At 56.2% G+C, this 23528-nt stretch carries 22 protein-coding genes and 3 tRNA genes; 14 read left to right on the forward strand and 11 right to left on the reverse strand.

Annotation, left to right across the window (positions count from 1 at the left end):
- The first annotated feature begins 80 nt into the window (after positions 1 to 80).
- Complete coding sequence (locus AUK77_RS09060; protein ID WP_296128514.1) at positions 81 to 2393, forward strand: response regulator; 2313 nt, start codon at positions 81 to 83, stop codon at positions 2391 to 2393.
- On the opposite strand, the gene AUK77_RS09065 is transcribed toward AUK77_RS09060, so the two are convergent.
- The 3 genes from AUK77_RS09065 to msrB all read right to left on the reverse strand — a co-directional run bounded on the left by AUK77_RS09065 (position 2369) and on the right by msrB (position 3834).
- Entirely contained in the window at positions 2369 to 2845 is a 477-nt protein-coding gene (locus AUK77_RS09065; protein ID WP_296128518.1) for a MarR family transcriptional regulator, read from the reverse strand. The genes AUK77_RS09060 and AUK77_RS09065 overlap by 25 nt on opposite strands.
- Positions 2842 to 3327, reverse strand: a complete 486-nt coding sequence (locus AUK77_RS09070) for a glutathione peroxidase (RefSeq protein ID WP_296128521.1) — start codon at positions 3325 to 3327, stop codon at positions 2842 to 2844. Before AUK77_RS09070 ends, AUK77_RS09065 begins: the two co-directional genes overlap by 4 nt.
- 111 nt (positions 3328 to 3438) lie before the next feature.
- Positions 3439 to 3834 carry a peptide-methionine (R)-S-oxide reductase MsrB gene (gene msrB / locus AUK77_RS09075; protein WP_296128524.1) on the reverse strand — a complete coding sequence of 132 codons (396 nt, stop codon included), beginning with the start codon at positions 3832 to 3834 and terminating at the stop codon, positions 3439 to 3441.
- 168 nt (positions 3835 to 4002) lie between these two features.
- Here msrB and AUK77_RS09080 point away from each other — a divergent pair, with 168 nt between their 5' ends.
- The 4 genes from AUK77_RS09080 (at position 4003) to htpX (ending at position 7440) form a co-directional block, all read left to right on the forward strand.
- On the forward strand, positions 4003 to 5214 hold the full coding sequence (locus tag AUK77_RS09080; protein ID WP_296128525.1) for a pyridoxal phosphate-dependent aminotransferase: 1212 nt from the start codon (positions 4003 to 4005) through the stop codon (positions 5212 to 5214).
- Between the two features lie 12 nt (positions 5215 to 5226).
- Positions 5227 to 5970, forward strand: coding sequence for an SDR family NAD(P)-dependent oxidoreductase (locus AUK77_RS09085; protein ID WP_296128528.1), 744 nt, complete (start codon positions 5227 to 5229; stop codon positions 5968 to 5970).
- Positions 5970 to 6422 carry a hypothetical protein gene (locus AUK77_RS09090; RefSeq protein ID WP_296128530.1) on the forward strand — a complete coding sequence of 151 codons (453 nt, stop codon included), beginning with the start codon at positions 5970 to 5972 and terminating at the stop codon, positions 6420 to 6422. Before AUK77_RS09085 ends, AUK77_RS09090 begins: the two co-directional genes overlap by 1 nt.
- Before the next feature lie 145 nt (positions 6423 to 6567).
- On the forward strand, positions 6568 to 7440 hold the full coding sequence (gene htpX / locus AUK77_RS09095) for a protease HtpX (protein ID WP_296128533.1): 873 nt from the start codon (positions 6568 to 6570) through the stop codon (positions 7438 to 7440).
- Between the two features lie 54 nt (positions 7441 to 7494).
- On the opposite strand, the gene AUK77_RS09100 is transcribed toward htpX, so the two are convergent.
- Positions 7495 to 8151, reverse strand: coding sequence for a thiopurine S-methyltransferase (locus AUK77_RS09100; RefSeq protein WP_296128536.1), 657 nt, complete (start codon positions 8149 to 8151; stop codon positions 7495 to 7497).
- 169 nt (positions 8152 to 8320) lie between these two features.
- On the opposite strand from AUK77_RS09100, the gene AUK77_RS09105 reads away from it, so the two are divergent.
- Entirely contained in the window at positions 8321 to 9088 is a 768-nt protein-coding gene (locus AUK77_RS09105; RefSeq protein ID WP_296128585.1) for a class III extradiol ring-cleavage dioxygenase, read from the forward strand.
- Between the two features lie 148 nt (positions 9089 to 9236).
- Here the strand turns inward: AUK77_RS09105 and AUK77_RS09110 are convergent, their stop codons facing one another.
- The 4 genes from AUK77_RS09110 to AUK77_RS09125 all read right to left on the reverse strand — a co-directional run bounded on the left by AUK77_RS09110 (position 9237) and on the right by AUK77_RS09125 (position 13435).
- Entirely contained in the window at positions 9237 to 10001 is a 765-nt protein-coding gene (locus tag AUK77_RS09110; protein WP_296128540.1) for an amino acid ABC transporter ATP-binding protein, read from the reverse strand.
- Positions 10002 to 10013: 12 nt separating this feature from the next.
- Entirely contained in the window at positions 10014 to 11111 is a 1098-nt protein-coding gene (locus tag AUK77_RS09115; RefSeq protein ID WP_296128542.1) for an amino acid ABC transporter permease, read from the reverse strand.
- A gap of 9 nt (positions 11112 to 11120) precedes the next feature.
- Entirely contained in the window at positions 11121 to 12305 is a 1185-nt protein-coding gene (locus tag AUK77_RS09120) for an amino acid ABC transporter permease (protein ID WP_296128545.1), read from the reverse strand.
- A gap of 101 nt (positions 12306 to 12406) precedes the next feature.
- Positions 12407 to 13435 carry an amino acid ABC transporter substrate-binding protein gene (locus AUK77_RS09125; protein ID WP_296128547.1) on the reverse strand — a complete coding sequence of 343 codons (1029 nt, stop codon included), beginning with the start codon at positions 13433 to 13435 and terminating at the stop codon, positions 12407 to 12409.
- 474 nt (positions 13436 to 13909) lie between these two features.
- On the opposite strand from AUK77_RS09125, the gene AUK77_RS09130 reads away from it, so the two are divergent.
- The 3 genes from AUK77_RS09130 to rhlB all read left to right on the forward strand — a co-directional run bounded on the left by AUK77_RS09130 (position 13910) and on the right by rhlB (position 17575).
- Entirely contained in the window at positions 13910 to 14566 is a 657-nt protein-coding gene (locus tag AUK77_RS09130) for an alpha/beta hydrolase (RefSeq protein WP_296128551.1), read from the forward strand.
- Positions 14567 to 15076: 510 nt separating this feature from the next.
- On the forward strand, positions 15077 to 16015 hold the full coding sequence (locus AUK77_RS09135) for a GGDEF domain-containing protein (RefSeq protein ID WP_296128554.1): 939 nt from the start codon (positions 15077 to 15079) through the stop codon (positions 16013 to 16015).
- A 138-nt stretch (positions 16016 to 16153) separates the two neighbouring features.
- Positions 16154 to 17575: an ATP-dependent RNA helicase RhlB gene (rhlB, locus tag AUK77_RS09140; protein ID WP_296128557.1), complete on the forward strand. Its 1422-nt coding sequence runs from the start codon at positions 16154 to 16156 to the stop codon at positions 17573 to 17575.
- A gap of 74 nt (positions 17576 to 17649) precedes the next feature.
- Here rhlB and dinB read toward each other — a convergent pair whose 3' ends face one another.
- Complete coding sequence (dinB, locus tag AUK77_RS09145; RefSeq protein ID WP_296128560.1) at positions 17650 to 18711, reverse strand: DNA polymerase IV; 1062 nt, start codon at positions 18709 to 18711, stop codon at positions 17650 to 17652.
- A gap of 23 nt (positions 18712 to 18734) precedes the next feature.
- Positions 18735 to 18950, reverse strand: a complete 216-nt coding sequence (locus tag AUK77_RS09150; RefSeq protein WP_296128563.1) for a zinc-ribbon domain-containing protein — start codon at positions 18948 to 18950, stop codon at positions 18735 to 18737.
- 167 nt (positions 18951 to 19117) lie between these two features.
- On the opposite strand from AUK77_RS09150, the gene AUK77_RS09155 reads away from it, so the two are divergent.
- The 4 genes from AUK77_RS09155 to rimO all read left to right on the forward strand — a co-directional run bounded on the left by AUK77_RS09155 (position 19118) and on the right by rimO (position 21099).
- Positions 19118 to 19194, forward strand: a tRNA-Met gene (locus AUK77_RS09155).
- 80 nt (positions 19195 to 19274) lie between these two features.
- Positions 19275 to 19351, forward strand: a tRNA-Met gene (locus tag AUK77_RS09160).
- Positions 19352 to 19475: 124 nt separating this feature from the next.
- A tRNA-Met gene (locus AUK77_RS09165) sits at positions 19476 to 19552 on the forward strand.
- A 221-nt stretch (positions 19553 to 19773) separates the two neighbouring features.
- Positions 19774 to 21099 (forward strand): 30S ribosomal protein S12 methylthiotransferase RimO, encoded by a 1326-nt coding sequence (gene rimO / locus AUK77_RS09170; RefSeq protein WP_296128565.1) that lies wholly within the window; start codon positions 19774 to 19776, stop codon positions 21097 to 21099.
- Positions 21100 to 21182: 83 nt separating this feature from the next.
- Here rimO and AUK77_RS09175 read toward each other — a convergent pair whose 3' ends face one another.
- Positions 21183 to 22148 carry an integron integrase gene (locus tag AUK77_RS09175; RefSeq protein ID WP_296128567.1) on the reverse strand — a complete coding sequence of 322 codons (966 nt, stop codon included), beginning with the start codon at positions 22146 to 22148 and terminating at the stop codon, positions 21183 to 21185.
- 157 nt (positions 22149 to 22305) lie between these two features.
- On the opposite strand from AUK77_RS09175, the gene AUK77_RS09180 reads away from it, so the two are divergent.
- Positions 22306 to 23064: a DUF4145 domain-containing protein gene (locus AUK77_RS09180; protein WP_296128569.1), complete on the forward strand. Its 759-nt coding sequence runs from the start codon at positions 22306 to 22308 to the stop codon at positions 23062 to 23064.
- The last annotated feature ends 464 nt before the right edge of the window (positions 23065 to 23528 follow it).

The following is a 23528-nucleotide window of genomic DNA, read 5'->3' on the forward strand; positions in this document are numbered from 1 at the left end:
TGGCAGCTTGAGTACTGCCGTGCAGTAAATCAGTTGGGCTATGCTTGGCAGGCAATTAAAACTGAGAACTGCCAGCCAATATGGATATAGCGCTAACCCAACGTCTGTCATTCAAACAGGCCGGTTTGACCGTTTTGGTTGCCTTCATCCTCGGCACGGTGCTCAGCTTGATTCAGGTGGGCATCGATTATGCCAGCGAAGATGAGGCCATCGATCGCGAGATCAACGCCTTGATGGAAATCAGCCATAACCCGGCTGCTCGCATCGCCTACAACATTGATGCCGAATTGGCGCAGGAATTGGTACTCGGCCTTTTGCGATCGCCGGCGGTGATCAGCGCGCAAATTGTCGACAATAACCAGATGACCTTGGCCAGCGTCAGCCGCCCGCCCTTGGAAAGTCGCTACCGAGTGCTGAGCGATTTTATGTTTGGCGAGCGCCGCTATTTCGTAACAGATCTGTTTGTCAGCCACTCACCCAAAGAAGCCCTTGGCAGGCTGAGCCTTGAAGTGGACACCTATGCCTTTGGCAGCCACTTTCTTAACCGTTCACTGCTCACCCTGGGAACCGGTTTTGCCCGGAGCCTGCTGCTGTCACTGATTTTGTTGGTCATGTTCTATTTCATGCTGACCAAGCCACTGACTGGGGTTATCCGCGCCCTCAGTGAGCGTGACCTGCGCAGCCCTGATAATACCAAGCTGCCCTACCCACCCAATCACGAGCGCGACGAAATCGGCGTATTGGTTGACGTGACCAATCGCCAATTGAGCAGCATTGCCAGCGAGATCCAGCAGCGTCAGCAAGCCGAAGAGCGCTTGACCCGCTATTTGGCAGAGCTGGAAAGCATGATTTCAGCGCGTACCGAACAGCTTGAAGCGGCTAATAGTCGCCTGCTCGACTCTAACCGCGAACTCGAACAGGCCAAGCGTACGGCGCTGGACATGGCTCAAGCACGCTCGGCTTTTCTCGCCAACATGAGCCACGAGATACGCACACCACTCAATGGCCTGCTAGGGATGCTCGCGCTGTCACTTGACGGCCCCCTGAATAACGAGCAACGCCAACAACTCTCCATTGCCCACGAATCCGGCAAGGTCTTGGTGGAACTGCTCAACGACATTCTTGACCTGTCTAAGTTTGAAGCCGGTCAACTGGAGCTTGAACTGATTCCCTTTGACCTCGGCAGCCTGGTTGAAGAAACGGCCAACCTGCTTTCGCAAAACGCTGCACCCGGCGTGGAGTTGACCTGCCTGATTGACCCGCAACTGCCCAGCCAATTTCTCGGCGACCCCACACGGGTACGGCAGATTGTCAGCAACCTGCTGTCCAACGCCTTGAAGTTCACCCGTTTTGGCCGCGTGGATGTCAGCGTTAAAACTCAAGCCAACGGCGTCAATATCGTGGTGCGTGACACCGGCATAGGCATTGCTCAAGAAGCCCAAACGCGTATTTTTCACCCTTTTGCTCAGGCCGGGGTGGGCATTACGCGCCAATTTGGCGGCACAGGTTTAGGCCTGGCGCTGACACGCCGCTTGTGTGAAGCCATGCACGGTAAACTCAGCCTGGAAACCCGCGAGGGTTTTGGCAGCACCTTCTTTGTCGAACTGCCCTTGGCGGCGCAAGCGGGCGCAGCTCAGACAACACGATTGCAAGGCCGAATCATCGGACTAAGCCCCGCCAGCTCAGGACTCAGCGCCCAATTGGCAAGTCTGCTGCCAAGCTGGGGCTTGGATTACCACCACCTCGACGCTGACAGTTCACTGAACGCGATCGACGCTGACCTGCTAATCACGGACTGCCCGCAACGCCTGAATGACGTGCGCCAAACTTCAAACATACCCATTCTGCTGATCAGCACCTACGGCAACTTCCTCAGCCATCAAGACGTAGAGCGCCTGGCACCTGCCGAACAGTTGGCACGGCCGCTGTCACGCCAAGCCTTGCTCAACGCGCTGCGTCACGTGCTGAATCACGAACAACCTGTTGCCCATGCCACAGAAAAAAACCCACCGCGCAGCCACCAGGCGCGGGTTTTATTGGTCGAGGACAACCCGGTTAATCAACTGGTGGCCAAAGGCATGTTGGGCAAGCTGGGATTTGATGTCTTGCTGGCCAATCACGGCGCAGAAGCCCTTACCCTGCTGGAAACCCAGCAGGTCGATCTGGTGCTGATGGACTGCAACATGCCCGTTATGAATGGCTATGAAACCACTCGGCGCATCCGGCAAAAAGAAGCCATCGCCAAGCTGCCGATCATCGCTCTTACCGCCAATGCATTGGCCGATGAGCGTGATCGGTGTCGAGCAGCGGGCATGGATGATTACCTAGCCAAACCGTTTCGCAAGGAAGAACTGGCCGCCCTGCTGGATCAGTGGTTGGGCAGCGTTAACTGATTGAGCAACCCACCGAGTTGGTTGCGCAGCGCGACCAGTTCATTCAAATCGACGCCATGCTGACACAGCAACGCGTGCTGCAACGCAGGCACCTGCTCACGCATGACCCAGCCTGTGTCGGTCAATGCCAAATGCACTTCACGCTCGTCACTGGCCGCACGCCTGCGCCGCACCAAACCCTGTGTTTCCAGGCGTTTGAGCAAGGGCGTCAACGTGCCGGAATCCAGCAGCAAACGCTCGCCGAGCGCCTTAACCGTCGGCAGTTCTGGTGGTTTTAGCTGCCACTCCCACAACACCAACATCACGAGGTATTGCGGATAGGTCAGGCCGAGCTGATCGAGCATAGGCTTGTAGCCGCGAATCACCGCCCGCGAGGCGGCATACAGCTTGAAACACAGCTGGTTATCCAGCTGCAGGGCGTCTTCCTCTGTCAGCGGCTTGCTTTGGCTCATTGCAGCAACGCTTCGATCTCGGCAGTTAAATCTTCAGGCTTGGTGGTTGGGGCAAAACGCTTGACCACCTGGCCATCGGCACTCAGCAAAAACTTGGTGAAGTTCCACTTAATGCCTTGGCTACCGAGCAGACCCGGCGCGCTCTTCTTCAGTGTGACAAACAGCGGGTGAGCATCGCTGCCATTCACATCGACCTTTTTGAACAGCGGAAAAGTCACCCCAAAGTTCAGCTCGCAAAACTCGCTGATGGCGCCTTCATCACCCGGCTCCTGCTTACCAAACTGGTTGCAGGGGAAGCCCAGCACCACCAAGCCTTGATCCTTGTAGGCCTGCCAGACGTTCTCCAACCCCTTGTACTGCGGAGTAAAGCCACACTTGCTCGCGGTATTTACCACCAACACAGCCTTGCCGCCAAAGTCGGCCAAGGTTTTCTGCTCACCGTTAATGGTCGTGACTGGGATGTCGAAAAGATCGTTACTCATGCGCCTGGCCTCACGTGAATGGAAGTGGCGACCACAATAACGAGCAATTAAATTGCATGCAATTTAATTGCTCGAAAATAAGGCTCGTGGATGACGAGCCTTAGTTAAATGTTATGCACGCGGCACAAGATTGAGTGACGCGGAGTTGATGCAATAACGCAGCCCGGTCGGCACAGGTCCATCCGGAAAGACATGCCCTAAATGCGCGTCGCATTTGGCGCACTTCACTTCAATGCGGTGCATGCCGTGACTGAAGTCGTCCACACTGGCAATCACCTCCCCGCTAACCGGCTGAAAGTAGCTGGGCCAACCGCTGCCGGAATCGTATTTGGCATCCGAATCGAACAGCGCCGTTTGGCAACACGCACAGTGGTAAATGCCTGGCACTTTACTGTCGTGATACTGGCCACTGAAGGCCCGCTCTGTGCCGCCCAGCCGACAAATATGAAACTGCTCATCGGAAAGCGTTTCACGCCAGGCTTCCAACGGTTTTTCCAACTTGTCCACAGCAGACCTCCCAAGGATAAAAAAGCCCGACCAGTACCTTTGCCAAGATCGGGCTGCCACGTATGATTCGACCCCAGTCTGTCACCGGCGTCCTCCCCTGCCAAGACTCAGCCTGTTCGCTCATTTTGCAGGGTCATTCAGCGACGTTCACCATTCGGGATCTTTTACATGCAGTTCAGCAAATCGAACAAGCTTGCCAACGTCTGCTATGACATCCGCGGGCCCGTGTTCAAGCACGCCAAGCGCCTGGAAGAGGAAGGCCACCGCATCCTCAAGCTGAACATTGGCAACCCGGCCCCGTTCGGTTTCGAAGCGCCTGAAGAAATTCTGCAGGACGTGATCCGTAATCTGCCGACCGCACAAGGTTACAGCGACTCCAAAGGCCTATTCAGCGCCCGTAAAGCCGTCATGCAGTACTACCAGCAGAAGCAGGTAGAAGGCGTCACCATTGAAGACATCTACTTGGGCAACGGTGTGTCCGAGCTGATTGTGATGGCCATGCAGGCGCTGCTTAACAACGGCGACGAAGTGCTGATCCCGGCTCCGGACTATCCACTGTGGACCGCCTCCGTCGCGCTGTCTGGCGGTAAACCGGTGCACTACCTGTGTGATGAGCAGGCTGGCTGGTTCCCTGATATCGCCGACATGCGCGCGAAAATCACGCCGAACACCAAAGCCTTGGTGCTGATTAACCCGAACAACCCGACCGGCGCGGTGTACTCCAAAGAAGTGCTGATGGACATCGTCGAACTGGCGCGTCAGCACAACCTGGTGCTGTTCTCCGACGAGATCTACGACAAGATCCTCTACGACGAAGCCCAACACATCTCCACCGCCTCACTGGCCCCAGACGTTTTGTGCCTGACCTTCAATGGCCTGTCGAAGTCTTATCGGGTCGCGGGCTTCCGCTCCGGCTGGGTGGCCATTTCCGGCCCTAAACACCGCGCGCAGAGCTACATCGAAGGCCTCGACATTCTGGCCAACATGCGCCTGTGCGCCAACGTGCCCAGCCAGCATGCCATTCAGACCGCGCTGGGCGGCTACCAAAGCATCAATGATCTGGTGTTGCCCAACGGCCGTCTGCTGGAGCAACGCAACCGTACGTGGGAGTTGCTCAACAACATCCCTGGCGTGAGCTGCGTCAAGCCGATGGGCGCCCTGTATGCCTTCCCCAAGATCGACCCGAAAGTCTGCCCGATCCATAACGATGAGAAATTCGTGCTGGACCTGCTCCTCTCGGAAAAACTGCTGATTGTGCAAGGCACAGCGTTTAACTGGCCGTGGCCGGATCACTTCCGCGTGGTCACGCTGCCGCGTGTGGATGAGCTGGAAATGGCCATCGGCCGCATCGGCAACTTCCTTAAAACCTATCAACAGTAAGCGGAGCGCAGCATGAGCCAGGGCAAACGCTACCTGCTAACCGGTGCCAGCTCTGGCATTGGTGCTGCTCTGGCCCGCGAACTGGCCAGCAAAGGCTATGACCTGGCGCTGGCCGCCCGCCGCGAAGACAGCCTGCACGTGCTGGCTGCCGAGTTGCAGGCGCGCTTCAAGTGCAAAGTGGTCGTACTCTCGCTGGATGTCACCGACTACGCCGCCTGCCAGGACGCCGTGAGCTTGGCGGCCAATGCCCTCGGTGGATTGGACGGCGTGATCGCCAACGCCGGTATCGCCCTGACCGGCAAAGCCGGCGGCGGGCACTTTGAGCGCGCACGCTTAACGCTGGAAACCAATCTGATCGGCGCTATTGCCTGCCTCGACGCCGCTTGTGCACTGTTTCGCCAGCAAGGCCACGGCCATCTGGTTGCAGTTGCCTCAGTGGCCGGTAAACGCGGCCTGCCGCATACCGCAGCTTACTCGGCCAGCAAGGCCGGCCTGATCAGCTACATGGAAGCCACCCGTGCCGAGTTGCTGGGTAAAAATATCGACACCACCCTGCTGCTGCCCGGTTTTATCGACACACCGCTGAACAGCGACATGCCCAGCCGGCCGTTTTTGATCAGCGTGGAACGCGGCGCGGCACTGATTGCCAAGCATATCGACCAACGATGCGTCAGTGCTTATGTGCCGGGCTGGCCTTGGGCATTGATCGGCCGCGTGCTGCCTTATCTGCCAACGTCTGTTATCGGTAAATTCTGATGGACCTGCAGATCGATGATTTTTACAAAGATGCAGCGGCTGGCATGCTCGCGCTGTATCAGGCGTTCCCGAGCAAGGCCGCCCTGTACGTTGAAGACCTGATTGGCCGCGAAGAACCCGACGAATTTGGCCTGCCCACACCGCGCCATCAAAGCTGTCTGGGGGCTTTGTTGTGGCTGGCCGATGAAGGCTATATCCGCTTCGACTCCACCATTGGTTATGACGCTCTGGATCAGGCCGTACTCTCGGAAAAAGGCTTTCTGCGCATGTCGCGCGGTGTGCCGCACGCGCTACCCGAGGGTAATGCCTTACCGCCTAGCGTGCGCCGTGTGCAGGCCACGCTGGCCTTTCAGCTTCGTGCTGCCTTGGCAGAACGCCATGGCGAACGCGTGGTTCGCCTGACCCGCTTACTGTTTGAGAGCAGCCTAAACGGCACAAGCGACATAGTTTGAAATAGTACCCCGGTTGAAGTACTGGTGGTGCCGCCCTTATATAGCCGTCATACGAACAGTAAACCGTTGAAAAGCCTGGTAAGAACGCTTGAATATGGCGATTGGCGGTCTGTTGGATCTATCTCGTGAGGAGTCTTAATACACCATGATGCGCATTATGCTGTTCTTGGCCACTAACATTGCGGTGTTGATCATCGCCAGCATCACCCTGAAATTGCTTGGGGTCGACCGCTTCACCGGCCAGAACTACGGTAGCTTGCTGGTTTTCTGCGCCGTGTTCGGTTTCGCCGGTTCGCTGGTTTCGCTGTTCCTGTCCAAATGGATGGCGAAGATGAGCACCAAAACCGAAATCATCACCCAGCCGCGCACCCGTCACGAACAGTGGCTGCTGCAAACCGTGGAAGAACTGTCTCGCGAAGCCGGTATCAAGATGCCGGAAGTGGGTATCTTCCCCGCTTACGAGTCAAACGCTTTCGCCACCGGCTGGAACAAGAACGACGCACTGGTCGCCGTCAGCCAAGGCCTGCTGGAGCGCTTCTCTCCGGATGAAGTGCGCGCGGTTCTGGCCCATGAAATTGGTCACGTCGCCAACGGTGACATGGTCACCCTGGCGCTGATCCAAGGCGTGGTGAACACCTTTGTGATGTTCTTTGCACGTATCTTCGGCAACTTTGTCGACAAGGTCATCCTCAAGAACGAAGACGGCCCTGGCATTGGCTACTTTGTGGCGACCATTTTTGCCGAGTTGGTGCTGGGCATTCTGGCCAGCATCATCGTCATGTGGTTCTCGCGTAAGCGTGAATTCAAGGCTGACGACGCAGGTGCCCGCTTGGCTGGTACTGGCGCAATGATTGCCGCCCTGCAGCGCCTGCGTGCAGAGCAGGAAGTGCCGGTCACCATGCCCAACAGCCTGACGGCCTTCGGCATCAACGGCGGCCTCAAGCACGGCCTGGCTGGCCTGCTGATGACTCACCCACCGCTGGAAGCTCGCATCGAAGCGCTGCGTCAGCGCGGTTAATCACAACAGATACTCATAAGGCGGCCTTCGGGCCGCCTTTTTAATGCGCGTCAGTTAATACTTACTCAAGCGATAAACGCGTTCATCCAGACGATCAAGCCCACGTTTGAGAAACCTCCAGTTCTCGCCCAACACATCCACGCACGCTAACGACTGCAATTGCCAGGCTGAGGAAAACCGCTGCTGCACTTCCTCATCTGTCACCGCAAAAGGTGGGCCGTCCATTTGTAGCGAGTCATAGTCCAAGGTCACCAATAAGCCCTTACAGCCCTTCGGCAGCACCTGTGTGAGGTGCGTGACATAGCGCTCACGCATACTGGCGGGCAGAGCAATCAGTGCGGCGCGGTCATATAAAGCGACGCAATCACCGATGTGCTGTTCACCCAGCGCAAAAAAATCTCCACAGTAAATCTCTACCAAGCCAGCCTGATACAAGGTCAAGTCACCCACCACGGTGACTTGCGGCTGCAGTTCATGCTCGGCAAAAAAATCCTCAACAGCACGTTGCGCCAACTCGACACCCGTGACGCGGAACCCCTGCCCCGCCAACCACGCCATGTCCTGACTTTTGCCACACAGAGGCACCAACACCCGATCACCTTGACGTAATTGCAGAGAGGGCCAGTAACGCTGCAAATAAGGATTAACCTCGGCCTGGTGAAAACCGATTTCGCTGCGCGTCCATCGCGCCTGCCAAAACTCCGCGTGCATACGCACTCCTTTTAACGTGGGTTAAGCAGCACTTGCATAGGCTGCAGAATACTCAAATGGACTCACACCCAACACATAAGATAAACCGATGATAAAGGCGCGATAATCGCGCTTAAAACAACAGCTTTTTTGATTAAAAATACACACACTTAATCAGGAGAGCGCCATGTTGCTGCCCAGTCTCTTTATCTCACACGGCTCGCCGATGCTGGCACTGCAGCCAGGTGCCAGTGGCCCGGCACTGGCACACCTGGCCAGCACACTGCGCAAACCCAAAGCCATTGTGCTGGTGTCGGCCCATTGGGAGACCCCTGACCTACGCGTCAGCAGCGCAGCACACCCGGCCACCTGGCATGATTTCGGCGGTTTCCCATCGCCACTCTATCAGTTGCAGTACCCCGCCCCGGGTGAGCCACAACTCGCGCGCACCCTAGTTGATCTGCTGGCACAGGCTGGCTTACAGGCTCAACTCAATGACAAGCGCCCGCTTGATCACGGCGCGTGGGTACCGCTGCGACTCATGTACCCGCAAGCCGATATTCCCGTGGTGCAGGTGTCACTTCCTAGCCAGCAGGGTCCGCTGCTGCAGAGGCGGATTGGCAAGGCACTGGCGAGTCTTCGTGCAGAGGGCATTCTGCTGATCGGTTCTGGCAGTATCACCCACAATCTAGGGGCGCTGGACCGCTCCGCCAGCCCAGAGCATATCGAACCCTGGGCCCAGGCATTTCGTGATTGGATGGTGGAAAAACTGGCTCAGCATGATCATGCCAGCCTGAATGATTACCGCAGGCAAGCGCCCTATGCAGTGCGCAGCCACCCCAGCGAAGAGCATCTATTGCCATTATTTTTTGCCGCTGCTGCCGGCGAGCAATTTGCCCTTGAGCACAGCGGCTTTACCTACGGCGCACTGGGCATGGATATCTACAGTTTTACCTAAGAGTTGCTCAGGGCTTCGCCTTGGACATCAGGCACGCTAGCGCCTGTGACAGCTTTAGGCGTCTACATGCAATGTGGGGCTTGGTGAGTGCAGCGAAGCCAAACGCAAAAGGGAGCCCGAAGGCTCCCTTTTTTATTGCGACTGAAACTCAGTGAATAATCTGGCTGAGGAACAGCTTGGTGCGTTCGTTCTGCGGGTTGGTGAAGAAGGCGTTGGGCTCGTTCTGTTCAACGATCTCGCCCTTGTCCATAAAGATCACCCGGTTCGCCACAGTACGGGCAAAGCCCATTTCGTGGGTTACGCAGAGCATGGTCATGCCGTCTTCAGCCAGGCCGATCATGGTGTCGAGCACCTCCTTAACCATTTCTGGGTCAAGGGCCGAGGTCGGCTCATCGAACAACATGATCTTGGGCTTCATGCACAGCGCGCGGGCAATCGCCACACGCTGTTGCTGGCCGCCGGAAAGCTGGCCAGGGTACTTGTTGGCTTGCTCGGGAATGCGCACGCGCTCAAGAAAATGCATGGCCACTTCTTCAGCCTGACGCTTGGGCATTTTGCGCACCCACATCGGTGCCAAGGTGCAGTTTTGCAACACGGTCAGGTGCGGAAACAGGTTGAAGTGCTGGAACACCATGCCCACTTCGCGACGCACGGCCTCGATTTGCTTGAGGTCGTGGGTCAGCTCAGTGCCATCCACAATAATCCGGCCTTGTTGATGCTCTTCAAGACGATTGATGCAGCGGATGGTGGTTGACTTGCCCGAGCCGGAAGGCCCGCACAATACAATTCGCTCACCCTGCTGCACATTCAGGTTGATGTCCTTGAGTACGTGGAACTGACCGTACCATTTGTGCACGCCCTGCAACTGGATCATGCCGTCAGCAGGCGCAGGCTGTTTGTTTGCTTCACTCATATCAGTTTGCTCCTAACGCTTGTGGCCGGTGTCCAGCTTGCGCTCCAGATGTTGGGAGTAGCGGGACATACCAAAACAGAAAATCCAGAAAATCAGCGCGGCGAACACATAGCCTTCAGTGGCCATGCCCAGCCAAGCCGGATCAGTGGTGGCTTGTTTGATGCTGTTGAGCAGGTCGAACAGGCCGATGATGATCACCAGGCTGGTGTCTTTGAACAACGCAATAAAGGTGTTCACGATACCGGGGATCACCAGCTTCAGAGCTTGCGGCAGGATAACCAGGCCCATCATGCGCCAATACCCCAACCCCATGGCGCCAGCGGCTTCGTACTGCCCTTTGGGAATCGCCTGCAGACCACCACGCACCACTTCAGCGATATAGGCCGACTGGAACAAAATCACGCCAATCAGCGCACGCATCAATTTGTCGAAGCTCATGCCTTCGGGCAGGAACAGCGGCAACATCACCGAGGACATAAACAGCACGGTGATCAACGGCACTCCGCGCCAGAACTCGATAAAGGTGACGCATATCACGCGGATCGCTGGCATATCTGAGCGACGCCCCAACGCCAGCAAAATACCCAGCGGCAAAGCGCCGGCAATACCTACGGTGGCAATCACCAGGGTCAGCATCAAGCCGCCCCACTGGCTGGTCGACACCGTGGACATGCCCATAAAGCCGCCGTGCAGCAACCAGAACGCCAGCACCGGGTAAACCAGCAAAAACGCCAAGCCATACAGCGCCTTACGCGGCATTTGCGGCACGAATAACGGTGCAACACCGATGATCGCCAGCCACAGCGTGGTGTCTACGCGCCAGCGCAACTCGCTAGGGTAAAAACCATACATAAACTGGCCAAAACGTTGCTGCACAAACACCCAACACGCCCCGCCGCTGGTGCAATCCGCACGGGTTGTGCCGGTCCAGTCGGCGTCGATAAAGGCCCACTGGATCAGTGGTGGCAGCATCAACCAAACGAGATAGGCGGCAAATAGGGTCAGCAGCGTGTTGAACCAACTGGAAAACAGGTTGGCACGCAGCCAGGCGACCACACCCACGCTCATCGCGGGAGGCGGTAAATCAGGTTTAAACGTATGAGTTTGCATGGCTGCCCCTTACCGCTCGATCAGCGCAATGCGCTTGTTGTACCAGTTCATCAGCATGGAAATGCTGATACTGATTGCCAGGTAAACACTCATGGTGATGGCAATCACCTCGATGGCCTGGCCTGTTTGATTGAGTACTGTGCCCGCGAACAGCGAGACCATATCCGGATAGCCGATACCGGCCGCCAAAGAGGAGTTCTTCGCCAGGTTCAGGTACTGACTGGTCAGCGGTGGAATGATCACACGCATAGCTTGCGGAATAATCACCAGACGCAGCGTCTTGCCCTGTGGCAGGCCCAATGAGCGCGCCGCTTCCGTTTGCCCGTGATTGACGGCCATGATCCCGGAGCGAACGTTTTCAGCAATAAACGCGGCGGTATAAATGGTCAGCGCCAGCGTCAAGGCCATCAACTCAGGGATCAGCACCAGGCCACCACGGAAGTTGAAACCACTCAACTCAGGCACACTCCACTGCAGCGGATTGCCGCCCAGCAAAATTGCCAACCCGGGTATACCGATCAGCAGCGGAATAGCGCCCCACAACACCGGAAACAGCTGACCTGTGGCCTCAAAACGTGCTTTGGACCAGCGCGACAACAACACCACGCCGATGATCGCCACAATCACCGCACCCGCAAACACGCTGAAGCTGTCGGTCGGGCTTGGCGATGGCATATACAAGCCACGGCTATTGAGGAAGAACGCCTCGCCCACACCCAGACTTTCCCGCGGCCCCGGCAAGGAGAGCATGACCGCGAAATACCAGAAGAAGATTTGCAGCAGAGGGGGAATATTGCGGAAGGTTTCGATGTAGACCCCCGCCAGCTTGCTCACCAACCAATTAGGAGACAGCCGCGCGACGCCCAGTAAGAAACCCAGCATGGTCGCCAGCACGATACCGATTGCGGAAACCAGAAGGGTATTGAGCAAACCGACCAGGAACACCCGCCCGTAAGTATCGCTTTCGGTGTAATCAATCAGGTGCTGGGCAATCCCGAAACCGGCACTGTTATTTAGAAAAGAGAAGCCAGACGTGATGCCACGCTTCTCCAAGTTGGTCATGGTGTTATCAAACAGAAACCAGCCCATCGCCACGACGGCGACAACGGCAAGAATTTGGAATAGCCACGCACGCGCTTTGGGGTCGGTCCAGACCGATCCGCCAGGGCGCGGGACATTTGCAGTGTTTTGCATAAGAGCCCTCTTGGAACCCTCATGCCCGCATAAGCGGGCATGAGGTTCACATCAATCAGAACAATGCCGATCACTCAGGACGAGTGACCGGCAGCGGACGGTCAGCGCACCGGCGGTGCGTACTGCAGACCACCGTTGTTCCACAGGGCGTTGAGGCCACGTTCGATCTTCAGCTCACTGCCGGCACCGACGTTGCGCTCGAAGCTTTCGCCGTAGTTACCGACTTGCTTAACGATCTGAACGGCCCAGTCTTTCGGCAGCTTCAGGTCTTTACCAAACTCACCTTCAGCACCGAGCAGACGTGCTACGTCGGGGTTTTTAGTGGACTTGGCGAGCTCATCAACGTTGGCAGAGGTCACACCCAGCTCTTCTGCGTTGACCATTGCATACAGCGACCAACGCACGATGTCGAACCACTCTTCGTCACCTTGGCGCACGACTGGGCCCAGTGGCTCTTTCGAGATCACTTCCGGCAGTACCACGTAGGTATCCGGGTCAGCCAGCTTGATGCGCTGTGCGTACAGCTGCGATTGGTCAGAGGTCAGTACGTCGCAACGGCCCGCTTCAACCGACTTGGCGCTCTCGTCTGAGGTGTCGTAAGTGATGGGGGTGTACTTCAGGCCATTGGCGCGGAAGTAGTCAGAGAGGTTCAGCTCGGTGGTGGTACCTGCCTGGATGCAGACAGTCGCGCCGTCGAGTTCTTTAGCGCTGGAAACGCCCAGCTTCTTGTTAACCAGGAAACCTTGACCGTCGTAATAGTTAACACCGGCAAAGTTCAGACCCAGGCCGGCATCGCGCGAGCTGGTCCAGGTGGTGTTACGCGAGAGAATATCGACTTCGCCAGATTGCAGCGCTGTGAAGCGCTCTTTGGCGGTCAACGGGCTGTATTTAACTTTGGTCGCGTCGCCAAACACTGCCGCCGCCACTGCACGGCAAACGTCAACGTCCAGGCCCATGTAGTTGCCTTTTTCATCAGCGTAGGAGAAGCCAGGCAGACCATCGCTGATACCGCACTGAACAAAACCTTTCTTCTGGATTGCATCCAGAGTTGCGCCGGCTTGAGCGAAGCTGCTGACACCCAGAACTGCGGCGGTGGTCAGTACTGCCAGTGTAGATTTAACCATCTTCATTAAAACCTCCAGTTGCTTTTGTTGTGTTTGGAGTCTCGGTTCTACCGCCGTACCCTTGTGGGGCGCGTTAGGCGTGTCGGCAGCAACACACCCAACCGGGGATCAAACCTTAGCGCGAGTCTAGTTGCCGATTGCTACAGCGGCCATAAACTCTCACACGCTCATTATTTGAATGAGCCAGAGACAGATAGCAAGTAACGTGTCGCGCGGCTAAACACCTAGCGAAACGATCGAAAGACCTGTGAAGGCTTTTCAGTCTGCTGCACGTGCCACGAGTTGCAGTGTTACCACTACCCGGCTGCGTCGTCAGTCCCGAGCTACACAGCAAGGCCCGTACCAGCGCGCCACTTTTTGCACCGTACGGAGAGGTCAAGAGCAAAACTTGCAGCCTGGCGACAAGTTCTTTCCAGATTCAACACCTGATCATTTTTCCTGCGCACTGATTCAGCGCGCGCGCACCACAGCGGAGCTTCCATGAGCGAACCTTTGATTCTTCAGCCCACACATGCAGCCGATGCGTGCGTCATTTGGTTGCACGGCCTGGGCGCCGACCGTTACGACTTTATGCCAGTGGCGGAGATGCTCCAGCAGCGCCTGCACAGCACCCGCTTCGTCCTGCCCCAAGCACCGACCCAACCCGTCACCATCAATGGCGGTTACGCCATGCCCAGTTGGTACGACATTCTGGCCATGAGTCCGGCCCGCGCGATCAACCGCGAACAATTGGAGGCTTCGGCGCAACAGGTGATCGCCCTAATTGAAGCGCAGCGCGACAGCGGCATTGATCCGGCACGCATTGTTCTGGCGGGCTTCTCGCAGGGCGGTGCGGTGGTGCTGCACACGGCCTTTCTGCGCTGGCAGTTTGCCCTTGGCGGAGTATTGGCTCTGTCGACCTATGCCCCGACATTTAGCGACGAGATCCAACTGGCAGAGACAAAAAGACAACTGCCCGTGCTGTGCCTGCATGGCACATACGACGACATCGTATTGCCGGCAATGGGCCGCGCAGCCCATGATTTCTTGAGTGCCGCAGGCGTCAACGTGCAATGGCGTGACTACCCCATGGGCCATGAGGTGATGAATGAAGAAATCCGCGACATTGCCGACTGGCTGGCGCAACGGCTGGGCTAAATCGACCTGCACATAAGCAAACAGTCGCGAACAAAAACCGCTGCAGCACCGATAAAGATCGCCTGATGTATCCAGGCCATTGCGCTGACTGCAGCGGCTAAAACGATCGAACGCACCTTGCACGTTGATGCCTTCCCGAGTGCCTTCACCCAGCCTCAGCGCAATCACCTCATTGTGTTCGCGCCTGTGATGAGTGAAGGCAAACACGGCCTGGCTGCTCAAATTGCCTCACAGCCTAACTAACACGCCTTGGCAGTCACGATCAGCCAGCACCAACATGGTTTGACTGCAACCATAAAACTGCACCGGCGCTAAAGGCTGAGCAACGCGCATAGCGTGCCGCGTAATGTGAACGCCCGTTCATCTTTAAAACCGCTGGTCGCCCAAACCTGTTTCAAGGATTGTCAGCCCTCAGGCAGCGGAATATGTTCAAGCTTGGTGTTCGCCCTTAAATGCAGGGAGCTAAGCGATGCCCGGTCAAGCAACAGAACGACCACGCCTGCCAGCGCGATGAAAAACGCCGATTGGCAGGCCGACCTGCAGCAACTTCGCCAACTGCGACTGTTCAACAACGTCGCCGCCAGCAGCATCAACCTGCTGCTCAAAGAGTTTCGTGCCTGCGATCTTGAAACCGGCGACATCCTGCTCTCCCCTTTTGATCGCAACCAATACCTCTATCTGCTCCTCAACGGTGAACTGGTCGTTCACCTCGGCTCACTCGACAGCCAGCCCGTCAGCACCTTGAAAGCAGGCGAATGTGCCGGCGAAATCAGCTTTATTGATAACGAGCGTCCATCGGCTTACGTGGTGGCCAGCCAGCCTTGCAGTGTGCTGCGCTTGCATCGCGAATCATTGTTCAAACTTTTCCAGCACTCACCCGAGATGATGCAAAACCTACTTGAGTTGCTTTGCGAGCGCGTGCGGCAAGGCAACCGGCTGATTCTCGACAGCGAACAAACCGCCAACATTGATGCCCTAACGGGTGCCTATAACCGCCGCTGGCTCGAGCAGGTGTTCGAGCGCGAGAGCACGCGCAGTGCGTTTAACGCCAAACCGCTGTGCATGCTGATGATCGATGTCGATCACTTCAAAAACTACAATGACCAGCACGGCCACTTGGCCGGTGACTACGCGCTGTGCCTGGTTACGCACACCCTACGCGCGCAGTTGCGTCCCAAAGACAGCCTTACTCGATTTGGCGGCGAAGAATTCATCATTTTGCTACCCGACATCGGCTTGGAAGAAGCGCGCCACATCGGTGAACGGCTGCGCCTGGCGCTGCATCAAGTCAGCGCTTTTCATTCGCCGGTTGGCGTGCTGCCCGGAGTCACGGTGTCCATCGGCTTGGCGCAAATGCAGCCTAAAGACAGCCTACAAGGGCTTATTGCCCGTGCCGACAGCGCGCTGTATCAAGCCAAACAACAAGGCCGCGACTGTCTCTGCGGCTGACTGTCACGTCCAAACACAACGCTTTGTAACCTGCGCTCACAGCACGGAACACAGACGATCCGGCGCGGCACTTCGCCGCGCCGGTTTCTTGCTTTACACTGGCGCCCGTTCACTCCTTAACCAATTGATGAGATGACCGTGCTCAAAGCACTCAAGAAAATATTCGGCAAAGCCGAGGGCGAGCCAGTCAGCCCAACCCGTCAGCCCGAAATACCGAGCGCACCCCGCGCCACACAGGACGACAGCGCAGACAAGCCGCGCACCGCCGAACAGGCCGCGTCACCGCAGCAACCTGCTGGCAAAACCGCTAAAGCGCGTCGCGAGCGGGCGGTAAAACCCGTCGATACCTGGACCCTGGAAGACTTCGCCGTCGAACCGGCCGAAGGTAAAACCCGCTTTCACGATTTCAAGCTCTCATCGGAGCTGATGCACGCCATTCACGATCTCGGCTTCCCTTACTGCACGCCAATCCAGGCGCAGGTGCTGGGCTATACCCTCAACGGTCGCGATGCCATTGGTCGTGCGCAAACGGGCACCGGTAAAACCGCCGCCTTCCTGATCTCGATCATCACCCAACTGCAGCAGACCACCGCGCCGAAAGAGCGCTACATGGGTGAACCGCGCGCACTGATCATCGCCCCCACCCGCGAACTGGTGGTGCAGATCGCCAAAGACGCCGCTGACCTGACCAAATACACCGGCCTCAACGTGATGAGTTTTGTCGGCGGCATGGACTTCGACAAACAGCTCAAACTGCTGGAATCGCGCTACTGCGACATTCTGGTGGCCACGCCGGGCCGTCTGCTGGACTTCAACCAACGCGGTGAAGTGCACTTGGACATGGTCGAAGTGATGGTGCTCGATGAAGCTGACCGCATGCTTGATATGGGCTTTATCCCCCAGGTGCGGCAGATTATTCGTCAGACTCCGATGAAGGGCGAACGGCAAACGCTGCTGTTCTCAGCCACCTTCACCGAAGATGTGATGAACCTCGCCAAACAGTGGACAACCAATCCAGCAATTGTCGAAATCGAACCAGAAAACGTCGCCAGCGATACCGTTGAACAGCACGTTTACGCGGTGGCCGAAAGCGACAAGTACAAGCTGCTGTACAACCTGATTACGCAAAACGACTGGATCCGCGTCATGGTCTTTGCCAACCGCAAAGATGAAGTACGACGCATCGAAGAGCGCCTGACCCGCGACGGCATCAGTGCCGTGCAAATGTCCGGCGATGTGCCGCAGCACAAACGCATCCGCGCCCTCGAAGGCTTCCGCGAAGGCAAGATCCGCGTGATGGTCGCCACCGATGTAGCCGGCCGTGGTATTCACGTGGATGCGATCAGTCACGTGATCAACTTCACCCTGCCGGAAACCCCTGACGACTATGTGCACCGCATCGGTCGTACCGGGCGTGCGGGCACCAGCGGCACCTCAATCAGCTTTGCCGGTGAAGACGACGCCTACGCACTGCCGGGCATCGAAGCATTGCTGGGGCGCAAAATCGCCTGCGAAATGCCGCCAGACGAGCTGCTCAAGCCGGTGCCGCGCAAGCACTAACGGCATTTACGAAAAAGGCGAAGCCCTCTGGCTTCGCCTTTTTTATGCGCAACAGCTAATCACCGCGCCCTGCATCAGGGTGCAAACAACTCAAGTTGCTCATGCCGACCACGCAAGTCATGCAGACGCACACCAACGCCCAGCAGACGCACAGCCTTGTTGCCGCGTGCAAAAGCGGCACTGATCAGCCGGGTGTAACTGTCTAAATCCCGGCGTGCGCCTGCCTGCTCCAGCGTGGTTTGCGAAAAATCATGGAACTTGATTTTGACGAAGGGTTTATCAGCCCGATAACTCGGATCAAGCCGCGCCATACGCCCCGCCAGCTCCTCGAGCAATCCAGGCAGCTGCTCAATACAGGCCGCCAGGTCTGGCAGATCCTTATCGAAGGTGTTTTCAACACTGACCGACTGGCGCCGGCTGTCATTGTGTACTGCGCGCTCATCCACCCCGCGCGCAAGGCCCCACAAGCGCTCGCCGAAACTGCCGAACTCCTTGACCAACGCCAACTTGTTCCATTCGCGTAAATCACTGCAGGTGCGAATGCCCATGCGCGCCAATTTATCGGCCGTGACCTTGCCTACGCCATGCAACTTGCTGACCGGCAAGGCCGCAACAAAATCCTCAACCTGATCAGGCGTGATCACGAACAAGCCATTGGGCTTCTTCCAGTCGCTGGCAATCTTAGCGAGAAACTTATTCGGCGCGACACCCGCCGACACGGTGATGTGCAGCGCCTGCGACACACGCGTACGAATATCTTGCGCAATGCGCGTGGCGCTGCCAGCGAAATGCGGGCTGTCGCTGACATCCAGATAAGCTTCATCCAGCGACAACGGCTCGATCAGCTCGGTGTAATCGCGAAAAATCGCCTGAATTTCCCGTGAAACCGCCTTATAAGCGTCCATGCGAGGTTTAACGATGACCAGCTCCGGGCATAGCTTCAACGCCTGCCCAGATGCCATCGCCGAGCGCACACCATAACTGCGCGCCTCGTAGTTACAGGTGGCAATCACACCGCGTCGATCAGCCGAGCCCCCCACAGCCAAGGGCTTACCGGCCAAGCTGGGGTCATCGCGCATCTCAATGGCCGCATAAAAACAATCGCAATCGACATGGATAATCTTGCGAACGCTCATCGCCGGCCTCAGCAAACAGGCTACTACTGCTCAGCCGCACTAACAGGTGCAGAAGGCGCAGCTTCAGTAGCGGCCTCCTCTTCTTTATTCATGTAGGACTGAATAACCAAAATCACAATCAACATAAACGCCGCCAACGGCAGCAACTTACCCTTTGCCGGCACCGCCGCACCGCAACCTGGACAGGTTTTGGCATCAACAGGCAGTTGAGCACCGCACGCCTTGCAATCACCACGCATAACATTCCCCTCATTCAGAACGGCACGGACTCTAGCCCAACCACACGGCTGCGGGCTACGTCGAAATCACTACACACCGCTTCAGTCGGCCAGCCAGTAACTGACAATAATCGATGCGCACCCAAACTTAAGGTTGACACTAAACTTTTCGCCGCTACAATTGGCGCCGCGGGATGGAGCAGTCTGGTAGCTCGTCGGGCTCATAACCCGAAGGTCGTCGGTTCAAATCCGGCTCCCGCAACCAGATACTCAAAAAGGATTTAAGTTATTGATTAAAAACCACTAATCGATTGACAAGGCAGCGTTCCTGTATAAAATAGCCGGCGCGGGATGGAGCAGTCTGGTAGCTCGTCGGGCTCATAACCCGAAGGTCGTCGGTTCAAATCCGGCTCCCGCAACCAGATACTCAAAAAAGGCCACTCAATCGAGTGGCCTTTTTTGTTTGGGTTGATTTTAATTTTGCTAAGCATTTGATTAAAAACAGATTTTTCGTTGACAGCCAATCGTTTCTGTATAGAATGGCCGGGCGGGATGGAGCAGTCTGGTAGCTCGTCGGGCTCATAACCCGAAGGTCGTCGGTTCAAATCCGGCTCCCGCAACCAGATACTCAAAAAGGCCACTCAATCGAGTGGCCTTTTTGGTAAGGCTTAAGCCTTGCCCACGTTATCGCGCGAATGAATGCATACAAAGCAAGCAGCCCCCTACCCCGTGAAGACAACGCTCAACGCTGGTCAATTGCCAGCTCCACCGCTAGAATTGCGCACTTTTTGATCAGAGGCGCACCGAGCGCCCAGCATCGCCGAACGCGCCTGAGGTTTACAGCATGTCCACGTCCGCCAGCCCTAAAGTAGGCTTTGTCTCACTCGGTTGCCCGAAAGCCCTGGTGGACTCCGAACGCATCCTCACGCAGTTGCGCATGGAAGGCTACGAAGTCGTCGCCACCTATCAAGATGCCGACGTGGTCGTGGTCAACACCTGCGGCTTTATCGACAGCGCCAAGGCAGAATCCCTTGAAGTGATCGGTGAAGCCATCAAGGAAAACGGCAAAGTCATCGTCACCGGCTGCATGGGCGTCGAAGAAGGCAACATCCGCGACGTCCACCCCAGCGTGCTATCAGTAACCGGCCCGCAGCAGTACGAACAAGTGGTTAACGCCGTGCACCAAGTCGTGCCGCCGCGTCAGGACCACAACCCACTGATCGACCTGGTGCCGCCGCAGGGCATCAAACTCACCCCGCGCCACTACGCCTACCTGAAGATTTCCGAAGGTTGTAACCACAGCTGCAGCTTCTGCATCATCCCCTCGATGCGCGGCAAGCTGGTCAGCCGCCCAGTGGGCGAAGTCCTCAATGAAGCCGAGCGCCTGGTTAAATCCGGCGTAAAAGAGCTGCTGGTGATCAGCCAGGACACCAGCGCCTACGGCGTGGACATGAAGTACAAAACCGACTTCTGGAACGGCCAGCCGGTGAAAACCCGCATGACCGAGCTCTGCCAGGCGCTCTCGACCCTGGGCGTATGGGTGCGCCTGCACTATGTCTACCCCTACCCGCACGTCGACGAACTGATCCCGCTGATGGCTGCCGGCAAAATCCTGCCGTACCTCGACATTCCCTTTCAGCACGCCAGCCCGAAAGTGCTCAAGGCCATGAAGCGCCCAGCGTTCGAAGACAAAACCCTGGCGCGGATCAAAAACTGGCGCGAAATCTGCCCCGAACTCACCATCCGCTCGACCTTTATCGTCGGCTTCCCTGGTGAAACCGAAGAAGACTTCCAATACCTGCTCAACTGGCTGACCGAAGCCCAACTGGACCGCGTCGGCTGCTTCCAATACAGCCCAGTCGAAGGCGCACCGGCCAACGACTTGGATCTGGACGTGGTCCCGGACGACGTCAAACAAGACCGCTGGGACCGCTTTATGGCCCACCAACAAGCCATCAGCACGGCGCGCCTGCAACTCAAAGTCGGCAAAGAAATGGACGTGCTGATCGACGAAGTCGACGACCAAGGCGCTGTCGCACGATGCTACGCCGACGCGCCAGAAATCGACGGCAGCGTGTTTATCGCCAGCACCGCCGTCAGCCCAGGCGACAAAGTGCGCGTACGCATTGTTGATGCCGACGAATACGACATGTGGGCCGAACTGGTTTAACCATCGGTAACCACCCACAAAAAATGCCGCTTACGCCAAACACGCAAGCGGCATTTTTTATAACGGCGCAAACACAAACCCCATTACATACGATCCAAGGGACTCAACACAGCCAACCCGCCGCGATTCAGTACATGGGTATAAATCATCGTGGTTTTCACATCCGAGTGACCCAGCAACTCCTGCACCGTGCGAATATCCTGACCGCTCTCCAACAGATGCGTAGCGAATGAATGGCGCAATGTATGCGGCGTGGCCAACTTCACAATGCCTGCACGCTTTATCGCCGCCTTAAAACCACGCTGCACACGCTTTTCATCAATATGGTGCCGCCGTGTTTTACCGCTACGTGGATCAACCGACAGCCCGGCAGCCGGAAATACGTATTGCCAACACCACTCCCACGGCCCCTTGGGATATTTGCGCTCCAGTGCAAACGGCATATACACATCACCACGCCCCGCCTCCAACTCCACCGCATGCCGTGCCCTGACAACCGCAAAATGCTGCTTAAGCGGCGCTACCAAAGAGCGCGGCAACACCGTTACACGGTCTTTCATGCCCTTACCATCACGCACCACAATCTCGCCCCGGTTAAAATCCACATCCTTAACCCGCAGACGCAACACCTCCATCAAACGCATACCCGAGCCATACAGCAAATTAGCCACCAGCCAAATATCGCCCTCCAACTGAGCCAAAATGCCCTGCACCTCAGCAATGGTCAGCACCACCGGCAAACGGCTCGGCTTTTTAGCCCGCACCACCTCACCCAGCCAAGGCAAATCCAGCTTCAGCACCTGCTTATAAAGAAACAAAAGCGCCGCCAGCGCCTGATTCTGCGTGGACGCCGAAACATTCTTGCGCACCGCCAAATCAGACAAGAAAGCCTCCACCTCAGCCGCCCCCATCTCCCCCGGATGCTGATAATGATGGAAACGAATAAAGCGCTTAACCCACTCGCAATAGACTTGCTCCGTGCGAATCGAGTAATGTTTCAAGCGAATTTGCTCACGAACCTGGTCGAGCAACCGAGGCTTTCCGTCCATGGTGTATAACTCCCTTATTTGCCGAATCACAGCCGCAGCCATGAGACTAGACGGCCCTCCACGGCTCGACAAGAAGGTTATCCACCACGCCCGAAAAAGCATTACGGCACCAAGTGGTGTCTATTTATAGTTATGTACCACAGCATGGAAATTACTCATGGACAGAAAACTTTTAAAGCTCCCGTTTAGTCCTGACAGTAGCCCTGACTGGATATGCCCGACATGCAGTAAAGGACTCCTTCGAATAAAGGAAAATTCGTTTATACACGAAGAAGCTCGCCACTCACGAGAGGCACATGATCACCCCGCATGGGAGCCCGAGTGGATTAGAAGCATCTACACGTGCTTATTGATTTGCTCTAATGAAAAATGCAGGGAAGTAGTCGCTAGCAGCGGAACAGGCTCAGTTGACTGGGACATAATTGAGGACGAATACGGCCAGCAAGACCAGGTGTATTCAGACTTCTTTATACCCAAGTTTTTCGAGCCTCATTTGAACATTTTCCCTATTCCCAAAGACTGCCCCGCATCGGTAGTGGCGCTGTTAAACGAATCATTCAAATTATTTTTCTCCAGCCCCAGCGCCGCAGCAAATAATGTAAGAGCTGCCATTGAGGAGCTATTAACAGAACTTAAAATAAAAAGATTTACCACTGCAAATGGAAAGCGCAGATTTATCAGTTTGCATCAAAGAATAGGCTTGCTCCCCGCAAAATACGCCCAGTTCAAAGATATGATTTTAGCCATTAAATGGCTGGGTAATGCTGGCAGCCATGGCCATGGCGAAGTCACAGCAGATGATGTAATGGATTCGTATGAGTTAATAGAACACATACTTCAAGAGATATACGAGCCTAAAGTTAAAAAACTCAAAGCCTTAGCCAAAAAAGTTAATAAGAAAAAGGGGCCTGCGTAGTGGCACATAACAATGCGCTCAAATCGCTCACTTCGTTCGCTGGGACGGCGTGCCGCCGCCCCTTAGCTTAATCGTTAGAAGCGGCTGTTTATTTGGTAGTTTTAATATGCAAGGAAGCATCAATAAAATGCTGAGTCCGCACCATCGCAATGATTTAAGAACCCGTTTCGTCATCAAAAACGGCAGCGTTCTTATCAGTTTTGGCACGTCAACATGCTGAACATCTCGAAAGCTTTGCATCGGCGCGCTCGGCCCTTCGCTGGCGCACAGGCCATACACCAAATGTATTTGCCGTGCGGGCAATCGTCCGCACGTTCGTTGCCCACCATTTTGGTTCGACTTGAGGTAAAGTCTGCGTTGCCTGCGAAATCAATGTCCGACATGCCACCACTTCTAACAATAAGTTCAAGTCGTTCGCTTCGCTCACTAGGACGGGCTAAAGCCCGCCCCTTAACTTAACGTTA

Origin of the sequence: Pseudomonas sp. Ga0074129, from assembly GCA_001465025.1 — a bacterium.
In the GTDB taxonomy this organism is placed as follows: Bacteria; Pseudomonadota; Gammaproteobacteria; order Pseudomonadales; family Pseudomonadaceae; genus Aquipseudomonas.